9 protein-coding genes are annotated in these 12704 nt (G+C 67.0%); 3 read left to right on the forward strand and 6 right to left on the reverse strand.

From position 1 onward, the window contains the following. Positions 1–453: 453 nt before the first annotated feature. On the reverse strand, positions 454–768 hold the full coding sequence (locus DVK03_RS00005; RefSeq protein ID WP_004044781.1) for a non-histone chromosomal MC1 family protein: 315 nt from the start codon (positions 766–768) through the stop codon (positions 454–456). A 237-nt stretch (positions 769–1005) separates the two neighbouring features. Here DVK03_RS00005 and DVK03_RS00010 point away from each other — a divergent pair, with 237 nt between their 5' ends. From DVK03_RS00010 to DVK03_RS00020, 3 genes are all read left to right on the forward strand, one after another. Beyond that, complete coding sequence (locus tag DVK03_RS00010) at positions 1006–1203, forward strand: hypothetical protein (protein WP_004044784.1); 198 nt, start codon at positions 1006–1008, stop codon at positions 1201–1203. 60 nt (positions 1204–1263) lie between these two features. Beyond that, on the forward strand, positions 1264–2319 hold the full coding sequence (locus DVK03_RS00015) for a quinone-dependent dihydroorotate dehydrogenase (RefSeq protein WP_115801920.1): 1056 nt from the start codon (positions 1264–1266) through the stop codon (positions 2317–2319). A gap of 95 nt (positions 2320–2414) precedes the next feature. After that, positions 2415–3773 carry a DUF6498-containing protein gene (locus tag DVK03_RS00020; protein WP_255409726.1) on the forward strand — a complete coding sequence of 453 codons (1359 nt, stop codon included), beginning with the start codon at positions 2415–2417 and terminating at the stop codon, positions 3771–3773. Between the two features lie 63 nt (positions 3774–3836). Here the strand turns inward: DVK03_RS00020 and DVK03_RS00025 are convergent, their stop codons facing one another. The 5 genes from DVK03_RS00025 to DVK03_RS00045 form a co-directional block, all read right to left on the reverse strand. Continuing rightward, positions 3837–6449 (reverse strand): valine--tRNA ligase, encoded by a 2613-nt coding sequence (locus tag DVK03_RS00025; RefSeq protein ID WP_115801922.1) that lies wholly within the window; start codon positions 6447–6449, stop codon positions 3837–3839. A gap of 91 nt (positions 6450–6540) precedes the next feature. Further along, the gene (locus DVK03_RS00030) at positions 6541–7746 is read right to left on the reverse strand and encodes a PLP-dependent aspartate aminotransferase family protein (RefSeq protein WP_115801923.1); all 1206 of its coding nucleotides are present in this window, start codon (positions 7744–7746) and stop codon (positions 6541–6543) included. A 248-nt stretch (positions 7747–7994) separates the two neighbouring features. Continuing rightward, positions 7995–9707, reverse strand: a complete 1713-nt coding sequence (gene pheT, locus DVK03_RS00035) for a phenylalanine--tRNA ligase subunit beta (protein ID WP_115801924.1) — start codon at positions 9705–9707, stop codon at positions 7995–7997. Further along, positions 9707–11206 carry a phenylalanine--tRNA ligase subunit alpha gene (locus tag DVK03_RS00040; RefSeq protein WP_115801925.1) on the reverse strand — a complete coding sequence of 500 codons (1500 nt, stop codon included), beginning with the start codon at positions 11204–11206 and terminating at the stop codon, positions 9707–9709. Before DVK03_RS00040 ends, pheT begins: the two co-directional genes overlap by 1 nt. Positions 11207–11485: 279 nt before the next feature. Next, a complete protein-coding gene (locus tag DVK03_RS00045) occupies positions 11486–12673 on the reverse strand; it encodes an FAD-binding oxidoreductase (protein ID WP_115801926.1) in 1188 nt (395 codons plus the stop codon). Positions 12674–12704 lie beyond the last annotated feature (31 nt).

The raw sequence follows: 12704 nt of genomic DNA on the forward strand, positions 1-12704 counted from the left end.
GCATTCATCCGAAATGCCTTGGACCACTTAAGGCCGTCGTATCGTGGCGACCCCCGGGAAGGTGTGTCATCCCGGCGAGCGCCTGACGACCTTGGGGTCAGGGGCGTTCGGTGGAAGCTTTCAGGGGGAGTACCCCCGTGCGCTTCTTCGCATTAATCCGAATGCCCGGGATACATAAAAGGCCGTCGAACCGATGGCGCTTCGTCATGCGGTTTCATGGCGGGGTTACTCATAAAATGATGACAGACTGTCGGGGAGAGCGATGAGTCTCGAAGGGATAGATATCGCGCGACTGGAGGCCGGTCGGTCATCCCCCGCGTCGCACGTGCGGTCTGACCGGGTGTCGGTCGCGCAAGCAGACGCTGGCGGCGCTATCTGAAAGGCGTATCGACTGCACTACGACTCGGATGCTACACGTGCGTGCGCACGATAAGAATGTGAACGTCGGTCGGATTACTCGTCGAGGTGCTCGATTCCCTTCTTGGAAACGTTTCCTTTGGTAATCTTCCCCTCCATCCAGCCGGGCTTGTCCTCGGGGGCGCTGCTGTTCCACGCCCACGCGTCGAAGATGTGGACTTTATCAGTCCCTTTCTCCCGGAGTCGAATCTCGACCGCGTCCGACTTCGCGTCGTCCTCGGAGCCGGCGGGGTCGAGTCGTCGGGCCGCCTTGAGCGCCGCCTGTCTCGGCATGCTGCCCGAAAACACACTCGTCTCTGTACCGTCCTCCTCTCGGAGCACGAAGTTTCGCTTACCGTCCTCGCGTACCATGATTTTCCACCTCTATGGCAATGAACCACATGGCACATGATAAATATATCGCCGGATTTCGACCGACGACGCCGTGATACTTATAAACTCGACCGATTTGCCGGGCCGCCGACCCCACCGAGGTGGCGACGAGTTTCGATGCGAGACGATCCGGTTGCGGCGAAAATCACCACTCCACAGAGAGACGGAGACAACACTTATGTATCCCCTGCGGCGAACCAACGGATAGACCCCCAGATGGTCCGGAAAAAGAAGCTCAGTCCGAGTGGCGCCAAAGACGAGAACGGCGAGTACCACAACGTCCACGTCAACCTCCACGAAGACGAACTCGCGGTCGCCGGGATGGAGATCGGAGACGAGGTGTTCGTCCGCGTTCGGGACGGCAAAATCATCATCCAGAAAGCGGACCCAGACCAGGTCGAACACGACTTCTAAGCGCGTGACCCGTATCGTCTCGAACCGACTCGCCCCCAGCGGACGGCCCGACAGACAGCAATGAACCCCTACCGACTCGCCAAACCGCTCCTGTTTTCGCTCCCGCCCGAGACCGCCCACCGGACCATTCACGGCCTGCTCGCGGCCGCGCGCGGCACGCCCGCCGAACCGCTCTTGGAGCGGCGCTACCGCGTCGACGACGCCCGGCTCGCCACGCGCGCGTTCGGCCTCGACTTCCCGAACCCGGTCGGCGTCGCGGCCGGCTTCGACAAGAACGCCGAGATACCCACCGTCCTCTCGGCGCTCGGTTTCGGCCACGTCGAGGTCGGCGGCGTCACCGCGGAGCCGCAGCCCGGAAACCCGCGCCCGCGGATGTTCCGCCTCCCCGAAGACGAGGCGCTCATCAACCGTATGGGCCTCAACAACGAGGGCGCGGACGCGGTCGGAGAGCGCCTCGCCGCCGGACCGCACCCCGATATCCCGGTCGGTGTCAACCTCGCGCTCTCGGAGGTGACGCCCACCGAGGAGGCCCCCGAGGACTACCGGTACACCTACGAGCGCGTTGCCGACGGCGCGGACTACTTCGTCGTCAACGTCTCGTGTCCCAACAGCGAGGGGTTCCGCGACTTGCAGAACCGCGACTCCCTCGAAGCGATTCTCGGGACGCTCGTCGACGTCGGTGCCGACCCGCTGCTCGTGAAACTCTCGCCGGACCTCCCGGACCCCGCCGTGGAGGACGCGCTCGAAGTCGTCGACGACCTCGGGCTCGACGGCGTTATCGCCAGCAACACGACCACCTCGCGGCCCGACACTCTTCGGAACCCGAACCGAGCAGAACGCGGCGGCCTCTCCGGGAAACCCATCGAGGCCGAGGCCACGAACATGATTCGCTTCATCGCCGAGCGGACCGACGTGCCCGTGGTGGGCGTCGGCGGCGTTTCGGACGCCGAAAGCGCCTATCGGAAGATTCGCGCCGGGGCCGAGATGGTCCAACTCTACACGGGTATGGTGTACGAGGGGCCGTCTATCGCTCGCGACATCAACCGCGGCCTCCTCGACCTGCTCGACCGCGACGGCTTCGACGACGTGGCCGACGCCGTCGGGTCGGGACTGTAACGTTCGCCCGCGACGACCGCTCACCGCGAGAACCGACCGCCCGCGTCTCGGTTCCGAACCGAAGACTGATTTTCCGCCCGGTCGCTTGACAAATCGTGCGCCCGCCCTCCACTCGTGTCTCCGGCGTGCTCGCGGTTCTCGTCTCGAACGCCGTCGCGCCGCTCGGCGTCCTGTTTCTCGGTTGGGCACCGGCCGCGCTCTTCGGCGTGTTCGTCGCCGAAATCGCCGCCGTGCTGTGGTGGACGCTCGTGAAGATACCCTTCGCGGCCAAGCGCCCCAACAACGCCATCGGCGACGGGGACCGGCTGTTCGGCCCGTTGCAGGCCAAACGAGGGTCGGTTTCGCTGCCCGGACCGCTCCCGCCGGGCTATCTTCGGAACGTCCCGACGCTCCTCATCGCGGCGTTCCTGCTCGTCCCGCTCGAACTCGCCGTCGCCTTCGTCGCCTTCGGCCTGACCGACCCGGTCGTCACCGACGAGGTCGCCGGACAAATCCTGCTGGGCGGCGCGGGCGTGTTCGTCGGGCGGGGTGTCGAAACGGTTACCAAATACTTCGCCGCGGGCGGCTACCGCGACCACTCCGCGCGGTCGGTGTTGCTTCCCCCGTTCAAGTTCCTGTTCGCCGCCGGACTGCTGATGTTCGTCTTCGGGCCGTTCGCGGTCGAACTCGAAAACGACGTGTTCCTCGTGGTTCTCGTCGGCCTGAAACTCCTCTACGACCTCCGCGCGCTCCAGCTCGAACGGAGCGAAACGCGAGGCGTCTTCTACCGCCTCTACGGCAGCGAAGAGACCGAGATAGAACCGATTCCGGTCGAGGAGCCGACGGGAGCGCCGACCTATCGAACCGCGCCCGCCCGCGCGGTCGCCCTCACCGATGCGGTCTACCAGAGCCTCCGGTACACGGTCACCAGCGGCGTGCTGTGGTGCTACGGCGTCGCCGCCGCGCTCGTCTTCTTCGGCGCGTGGACGTTCGCGCTCGCGCCGCTCGCCCTCGCCGCCGCGTTCGGGACCCTCCGGGGAGTCTCCCGCTATCTCGAAACCGGCCCCGTCGAGTTCCGGTGCTACGGCGACGTACTCGTCGCCCACGACGCGCTGTTAGACGAGCCGCAAGCCCGCCTCGAACGCGACGCGGTCACCGAGGTCGGCGTGTCCACCCACGCCGTCGACCGCCTGTTCGGCACGGAGACGGTGCGGTTCGAGACCGACGTGGACACGACACCGGACGTGCAACTCACGGTCCCCGACCCCGAGGAGGTCCGCACCGACGACGCGAACGCGAACCACCCGATGACGGTTCCCCACGTCCAAGACGCGGCCGCGGTGCTGGCCGCCTTCGACGGCGGCGGCGAAACTGAGGCTGAAGCTGAGTCGGAGGCGGAGACGGAAGCTGGGACCGAGACAGAAGCCGAAACCGAGGCCGAGAGCGAGACACCAGTGCCGAGCCGCGACGGCTGACGAGCCGCGGGCTGGGCGACCGGGTACCGAGAAAAGAGCGAACGAAGCCGACCGAACGACCCCTCAGTCGGCGTGCTGGACGATGACGATGGCGTCGCCGGCTTCGAGCATGTCGCCGTCGCCGACGTACTCGCGGGACTCCTCGATGGTGAACATCTCGGGGTCGAGTTCGACGCCCGCGACGTGCATCACGCCGTCTTCGACCTCGTAGTCGTCGCTTTCGAGCGCGGCCTCGATGTCCGGGACCTGCGCGCCGTACTCGGGGCCGACGAGCGAGTAGTCGAGGTCGACGCCGGTCACGACCGACTCGATTTCGGGCTCCTCGTCGAGCAGTTCGAGTTCCTCGATGTGCATGACGCCGCTCACGTCCTCCTCGAAGCCGTGGATGTCGCCGTACACCTGCACGAGGTCGACCGGGGCGTTCATCGAGAGCTGGTTGTCGCTTTTGTACTTACGGAGCGCGCCGACGACGGCCATCGCCGTCTCGCCGGCCGCCACGTCGGCGTCGAGGCCGAGCGGTTCGGGCCACGACTGGTCGTGGACGCTCGCCTCGTCGTACATGTCGCGCCAGAGTTCCTCCGTGACGTGCGCGAGGATGGGCGCGAAGCAGGCCAGGAACCGCTTGTGGGCGGTCTGGAGCGTGTACGCCGCCGAGGGGTCGTCGCCCTCGCGGACGCGCTGTTTGGCGATTTCGAGGTAGTCGTCGCAGAACGTGTGCCAGAAGAAACTGCGCAGGCGGTCGCGCGCCTTCGAGAACTCGCGGTTCTCCAGTTTCTCCGTGACGAACTCGAGTTCGCGGTCGAGCGACGCGAGCAGCCAGCGGTCGATGGCCTTCAGGTCGTCGTGGTCGAACTCGGCGGGCGCGTCCTCGGTGAGGCTCTCGACGAGCTTCGAGGCGTTCCAGAGCTTCCGCATGAGCTTCTCGCCCGCGACGAGACCCTTCTCCTGATACGGGAGGTCGTCGCCGACGGCGCTCCCGGCGGCCCAGTAGCGGGCGGCGTCGACCGGGAACTTCTCTAGAACCTCGTCCGGCGAGACGACGTTGCCGACGGACTTCGACATCTTCTCGCGGTTCTCGTCGAGGACCATCCCGTTTATCATGACGCTGTCGAACGGGACCTCGCCGGTGTGCTCGTAGCACTTGACGACCGTGTGGAACAGCCAGAAGGAGATGATGTCGTGGCCCTGCGGGCGCATATCGAACGGGTAGAGTTCGGGCCGGTCGAGTTCCATCGCCTCCGTCTCGGGGTTCCAGTCCCACCCGGCGTTGATGAGGGGCGTGAGCGACGAAGTGGCCCAGGTGTCGAACACGTCGTCCTCGGCGGCGAACTCGTCGTGGCCGCACTCGGGACAGGCGTCGACCGGCGGGTCGTCGGAAAGCGGGTCGACCGGCAGGTCTTCGCGGTCGGCCACGACGACGTGCTCGCAGTCCTCGCAGTACCAGACGGGGAACGGAATCCCCGAGGAGCGCTGCCGCGAGATGGCCCAGTCCCACTGGAGCCCCTCTATCCAGTTCTTGTACCGCGTGAACATCTTCTCGGGGTACCAGTCCATCTGCTCGCCGGCTTCGAGGTACTCCTCGCGCTTGTCGAGCAGTTTGATGTACCACTGGTCCTTGACGAGGAACTCGACGCTCGTGCCGCAGCGCTCGTGGACGTTGACCGTGTGCGTGATGGCGCGCTTGTCGAGGAGCGCCCCGGCGTCGTCGAGGTCGGAGACGATGGCCTCCCGCGCCTCGTCGGCGGAGAGCCCGGCGTAGTCGTCGGCCTCCTCGGTCATCGTGCCGGACTCGTCGATGGCGACGCGGAGCGGCAGGTCGTGGGCCTGATACCACTCGATGTCGGTCTGGTCACCGAAGGTACAGCACATGACGAGGCCCGTGCCCGTTTCGAGGTCGACGCGCTCGTCTTCGAGGATGGGGACTCGCTGGCCGAACAGCGGAATCTCGGCTTCCTGGCCGACGAGGTGCGCGTTGTCGTCGTCGTCGGGGTGGACGAAGACGGCGACGCAGGCGGGGAGCAGTTCGGGCCGCGTCGTGGAGATGACGAACGACTCCTCGGAATCGGCCACGCCGAACTCGATGTCGTGGAAGTGCGAGCCCTGTTCGTCGTCTTCGGTCTCGACCTGCGAGATAGCGGTCTCGCACTCGGGACACCAGATGGCGGGCGCACGCTGGCGGTACTGCCGGCCCTTCTCGTAGAGGTCGACGAAAGAGAGCTGCGAGACGCGCTGGACCTCGGGCGAAATCGTCTGGTACGTCTGGTCCCAGTCGATGGAGATACCGAGGTTCTGCATCTTCTCCGTGAACTCGCTTTCGTACTCCGCCGTGACCTCGCGGCAGAGCTTCTGGAACTCGCGTCGCTCGTAGTCCTGGTGTTTGATGCCGAGTTGGTCCTCGGTCAGGAGCTCCGACGCGATGCCGTTGTCGTCGTAACCGAACGGGAAGTACACCTCGTCGCCGCGCATCCGGTTGAACCGGGCGACGAAGTCCTGGAGGGTGAAGCCGTAGACGTGGCCCCAATGCAAGCTTCCGGACACCGTCGGCGGCGGTGAGTCGATGGAGAAGACGGTGTCGGGGTCTACCGCACGCTCCGGGTACGCGTACAGGTCTTCGTCGACCCACCTCTCTTGCCACTTCGCCTCGACGGTTTCCGGGTCGTATTCTCCGCTCGGCATTGCGTTGGCGTACCTACAACCGGGCGGACTGTTAAACGCCTCGGTTAAGTGCCCGAGGGGACGGAATTCGGCCGTGCGAGCCCCGGACTCCTCAGAGGACCGACAGCGCCGACGCGAGGTCCGAGCGCAGGTCGTCGACGTGCTCGACGCCCACCGACAGCCGCAACAGCGAATCGGAGATGCCGAGCGCGTCGCGTTCGGTCTGCGAGAGCGGCGAGTGCGTCATCGTCGCCGGATGCTCGATGAGGCTCTCGACGCCGCCGAGGCTGACCGCCAGCGGGAACTCCCGGAGTGCGCCGAGGAACTCGGCGGTCCCGTCGAGGTCGGTGTCGAGTTCGAACGACAACACGCCGCCGAAGCCGGACTGCTGGCGGGCCGCGAGGTCGTGCTGCGGATGGGACTCCAGCCCCGGATACAGCACCCGCGTCACCGCCTCGTGGGAGTCGAGGAATTCGGCGATTTCCATCGCGTTGGTCTCGTGCTGGCGCATCCGCAGGGGGAGCGTCTTGATGCCCCGGAGCGTCAGGTAGGAGTCGAACGGTGAGAGCATCGACCCCATCCCGACGCGCTGGAGGAACGTGAGCTCCTCCAGTACGTCCTCGCGGTCGGTGACGACCGCGCCGCCGATGGAGTCCGAATGGCCGTTGAGGTACTTCGTGGTGCTGTGGACGACCACGTCGGCCCCGAGCGACAGCGGGTTCTGGAACTGCGGGCTGAGGAACGTGTTGTCCACGCCGAAGACCGCGTCGCCCTCGTCGGCGATGGCCGCGATGGCCTCGATGTCGCAGAGGTGCATGAGCGGGTTCGTCGGCGTCTCCATCCAGACGAGCGCCGTCTCCTCGCGCATCGCGGCCGCGACGTTCTCGGGGTCGGTGGCGTCCACGAACGACACGTCCACGTTCAGCCGGTCGGCGAACAGCCGGGTGAGCATCGTCTTCGTCCCGCCGTAGAGGTCCTCGAACGCGACGATGTGGTCGCCCGGCCGGACCACCGCGGTCATCGTCGCCGCGATGGCCGCCGTGCCGGAGACGAACGCCAGCGCGTGGTCCGCACCTTCGAGCGCCGCGAGCCGGTGTTCCAGCGCGTTCCGCGTCGGATTCGACAGCCGCGAGTAGAGGTACTCGCCCGCGTCGGGGTCGAGCGTCTCCAAGTCCGCGTCGGGGTCGATGCTCGGCACCGCGTAGGTCGACGAGAGGTGGACCGGAACGACGACGTCCTCGACGCCCGGGGCCGGGGCCTGCCCGCGCTCGCCGTGGGTCACCGCCAGCGTCTCGCGACGAACATCATTATCGTTCATACAGAAAAAGCGACGACTCGCGTCCTAAAGGTTTCTATCGCGTTCTGACCAAATGCATGAAAAGAATTACTGAAGGCTTGGAATTACCCGAAGTTATCAAATCTCGGTTCGTGGACTCTCAAAAATCCGGACCAAAAATAATCGCTAAACGACTACGCCAGCGCCGACAGGTCGAAGCTCCCACCTTTTTCCGCGACTCGCATCGCTCGTCGCGCAAAAATCTGGACCAAAAACAACCGCCGGAAGCTCTACGCCAGCGACGACAGGTCGAACTCGAACGCCGCGACCGGCAGTTCGAGGTCGTGCTCGACGATGGCCTTCGGGTGGAGTTCCCCGACGACGCCGACTTCCTCGCCGTCGATGACGACCGCGGCGGTGCGGCCGTCGATGAACGACGGGTGGTCGGTCGCGGGCGTCTCCAGGTCCGCGTCGAAGTCGCGGCAGAGCGCCGCGAGGCGGGCCTTCGCGTCCTCGTAGGTCGCGTCGTGACGGGCGAGGACGGCCGCGACGTGGCGGGCCTCGGCGACGCGGGTGTTCTCGTCGTCGTCGCGGTGGGCCACGTGGCCGATTTCCGCGAGGTCCTGCGGGTACGCCCGGTGGGTGTTGTTCTCCAGCACCATCGTCAGCGAGGGCAACACCCACGTCCGGAGCATGGTGTAGTCCTCGCTGTACGGTTCGGTGATGGAGGCGGGTTCGCCGCCGCCGAGATACTCGGAACCGACCTCGACGTCCATGCGCTCGTAGTTCTCCTCCTCCGAAATCATGTGGAAGTTGAGCAGGTCCTCGAAGCCGAGGCCGACGAGCGAGGTGCGGACGGCGTCTTCGAGCCGGGAGCGCTCGTGGCGCTGGCCGACCGTCCCCACGTCGGGGTAGCGCGGTTCGAGCTCGTTGAAGCCGTAGGCGCGGCCCACGTCGTCGACGAGGTCGAGCGGGTGGAGCACATCGACGCGGTACGGCGGAATGGAGACCTCGTAGACGGTTTCTTCGCCCAGTTCGGCGTTCGCGTCGAGGCCGGAGCGCTCGAACAGGTCGATAACCTCGTCCAGCTCCAACTCGACGCCGAGGACCGTCTCGATGCGGTCGTGGGAGACGTGTTTCGTCTCGACTTCGAAGTCGGGCTTCGTGACGGTGCCCGTCTCGTACTGGACCTCGACGTCCTCGATGGTCGCCCCGCGGGCGGCCAGCGCGTAGCAGATGATGTTGCACATCCGGTCGATGGTCCACTGGTCGGTGCCGGTGAGTTCGACGAGCAGGTCGCGGGAGTCCGTCGAAACCTCGGTCCGGCGGCCGTTGATGACCGGCGGGAACGAAAACAGTCCGATTTCGTCGTAGATGGCCGGGTAGCGGTCGTATTCGCTCACGAGGTCGGCGTACTTCCGACCCGTCGCGTGCTGTTCGAGCACCTCGGCGGGCGTGAGTTCGTCGTTGGAGTCGAGCGCGACGAACGTGTCGCCGTCGGGTTCGATACCGGTGTACGTGATGGAGTTGCCGGAGGCGTTCTCCGAGAGCACGTCGCCTTTCAGCATCGTGAGGTCGTGGATGCCGATGGCTCCCTTGGCGCGCTTGCGGCCCATCGTCGCGTGGAGTTTCTCCTGCAACTGGATGAGCGAGTCGAGCGCCGCGTCGTCCAAGTCGACCCCGCGGACGACCGCGCCCGTGACGTAGGGGCGCTCGTCGGGCACGTCGTCGTCGACGACGAACGTCCAGTCGGGTTCGTTCGTGTTCGGCACGGAGACGCCGCGGGCGTCGCCGTACTGGTAGCGAAGCGAGCGGGCGACGCCTTCGACCGACAGGCGGTCGAGGCGGTCGGGACCGAACTCCAGTTGGAACGCCCCGTCGTCGGTGACGCCCTCGAACTCCAGTCCGAGCGCGAACAGGTCGTCTTTGAACTCCTCGTCGGACTTGTCTTCGTGGCCGGTCAGGCGGCGCAGTTCGTCGGGTTGAACGTCGACTACGGGCATTACTTGAGCACCTCCGTCTCGCGGAGCAGGTCGAGGTCGCAGAGCGTTCCGTGCACGTCGCGGATGTCGTCGAAGCCGTACATGAGCATCAGCAGGCGCTCTAAGGCGAGGCCCCACGCCATCACGTCGCACTCGACGCCGAGGGGACGAAGCACCTCCTCGCGGAACATGCCGGAGTTACCGATTTCGATGAGTTCGCCCGTCTCGGGGTGTCGGCCGAACAGCTCGAACGACGGCTCCGTGTAGGGGTTGTAGTGCGGCTTGAACTGGATGTCCGTGATGCCGAAGTGGGAGTAGAACTCCTCGAAGGTGCCCATCAGGTCGCGCACCGAGAGGTCCTCGGCCATCACCCAGCCCTCGATTTGGTAGAACTCCAAGAGATGCGTCGGGTCGAGCGTGTCGTTGCGGTACACCTTCTCGACCGAGAAGTACCGTTGCGGCGGCTCTAACTCCCCGACCTCGTGACCCGAGAGGTAGCGCATCGACAGCGACGTGGTGTGGCCGCGGAGCGCGATAGCCCGAGCGAAGTCCTCGGACCACGGCGAGTGGTAGCCGTCGCCGTCGTCGCCGACGCCCTCCAAGTGGGCGTCGCGGACGCGGTCGATGAGGTCCTCGGGGATGTCCTCCATCGGCGGCACGTCGAGGGCGAAGCGGTCCCAGTGGGTGCGCGCCGGGTGGTCCTGCGGCATGAACAGGCAGTCGTTAATCCAGAAGTCCGCGTCGGCGTGCGGGCCTTCCATCTCGGCGAAGCCCATGCCGGTGAGCACGTCCTTCACGCGGTCGGCGGTCTGCCGGAGGATGTGCTTCTTGCCGCCGCGGGCCTCGGGCGCGTCGGCCTCGACGTTGTACTCGGTGAACTCCACGTCCTCCCACTCGCCGGAGGTGAGCATCTCGGGGGTGAGGCGGTCGACCGTCTCGGCCGCCTCGACGCCCTCCATCAGCGCCGTGACGCCCTCGTCTGTGAGGGTGACGGCGCGGATGGTGCGCTCGTGGCGGACCACGAGGTTCCGCGATTCGAGTTGGTCGAGCACGTCGCCGTCGACGGACTCGCCCGCGGAGAGGGCCGCGAGCGCGGCGGCCTCCTCGTCGGCGTCGGGGTCGGCGTCCGCGTCGGGCGCGAGTTCGCCCGAGTCGATGTGTCCGTAGCCCTTGCGCGCGAAGTTCGACAGCGCGATGTCGACCTGCGGGCCGCCGAGGGAGGACGCGCCGATGACCTGTCCCATCGGGACCGCGTCGCCGTCGCCCGCGTCGAGCGCGGCGCGGTAGAGCCGGACCTCGGGGAGGCCCTCGTCGGCGTACTCGACGCCCTCGTCTGTCAGTTCGACGGACTCCGCCGTGGTCTCTGCGACCGAGACGAGTCCCTCGTCGCGGAGGTCGAAGACCGCGCCCGTCACCGTCTCGGGCTTCTGGTCTGTCGCCTCCGCGAGCTGTGCAATCGTTCGTTCGTCCGTGGCGCTCGCGGCGTTCAACACCGCGACCTGTGATTCCGGAAGTCGCATCTGGTTCGTTGTGGCGTTAGCCGTCTGGTGGTCGGTTAGCAGTTTCGAAGCCTCGCCGCGCTGGCGGGGCTGACCGGCGGGGTCGGTTTCGTCCGGCGGGCGCGGTGACGCCCGGCCGGAGTCCGCCGACCTCAGGCGGTCAGAAAGAAAACTCCGAACCCGTCGGTGGTCGGTTCGCTCGCTCGCGCCCCGCGCTTGGGTTCGGATACCATATGCGACCGATTGTGAGTGCCGAGTAAAAACGTTCCGCGTCGGCGCCGCGCCGCCCGACGAGCGCTCCTACGCGACGTTCCGCTCGCGGAGCGTCTCGCCCGACTTGAACCGGTCGAGCGACAGCGCCGACACGTCCACCTCGCAGGCGTCCTCGCCGAGACACAGGTCGGCGACGGCCTCGCCGGTCGCGGGCGCGTGCTGGAAGCCGTGGCCCGAAAAGCCCGCGGCGACGACGAGACCGGGGGCCGCCTCGTCCAGAATCGCGTGGTGATCGGGCGTCACGGCGTACAGCCCGGCCCAACCGTTCCGAATCCGCGTCTCCGGGCCGAAGTAAGCCGCGGCGTCGTCGGCCCGCTCGGTCGCCTCGACCGCCCACTCCACGTCCATCGACTCGTCGAATCGGTCGGGGTCCACGTCGGGGTCCGACGCCGAGAAGTGCCCGCCGACGATGGCGGTCCCCTCCCGTTCCGGCCGGAAGTACGCCCCCGTGTCGAGGTCGATGGTGAGCGGGGCGTCCGCGGGGAGGTCGCCCTCGGGTTCCACGACGGCTATCTGGCGGCGGCGCGGCGCGAGTGGGAGGTCAACCCCCACGAGCGCCGCGACCCGGGCGGACCACGCGCCCGCCGCGACGACCACGGCGTCGGCGTCGATGGAACCGTCCGGCGTCTCGGCGCGCCAGCCGCCGGCGTCGGGAGTGGCTCCCGCATCGACCGAGCCACCGCCGTCACCGACGCGAGCGAGGTCGGTCACGGGCGTCTTCGTCCGAACGTCGACGCCGGCGGCGCGGACCGCGTCCGAGTAGCCCTGCACCGCGGAGTGCGGGTCTGCGACGCCGTCGGCCGCCGAGAACGTCGCCGCGACGAACGACTCGGTTCGGAGCTCCGGGAGGTACTCGGCGGCCTCCGCGGGCGAGAGGACGCGACTCGGCGCGCCCGCGTCGGTCTGCATGGCGACGTTTTCGCGGAACGCCGCGGCGGTCGCCTCGGTCCGGGCGAGAAAGAGGTAGCCCGAACGCCGGTAGTCGATGTCGACGCCGAACTCGTCCGCGAAGGACTCCCAGACTGGGACGCTTGCGAGCGAGAGGTCGACGTTCACGCGCGTCGAAAACTGCGTTCGGATGCCGCCCGCCGCGCGACCCGTGCTACCGCCGCCGAGCGTCCCCGCCTCGCAGACGGTGACCTCGGCCCCGCGACCGGCCAGCGCGTGGGCGCAGGCGAGTCCGACGACCCCGCCGCCGACGATGAGGACGTGCATGGTCGTGTCTGATTCGCCACCGACATGAGTG

The organism is Haloferax sp. Atlit-109R (assembly GCF_003665865.1).
In the GTDB taxonomy this organism is placed as follows: domain Archaea; phylum Halobacteriota; class Halobacteria; order Halobacteriales; family Haloferacaceae; genus Haloferax; species Haloferax volcanii.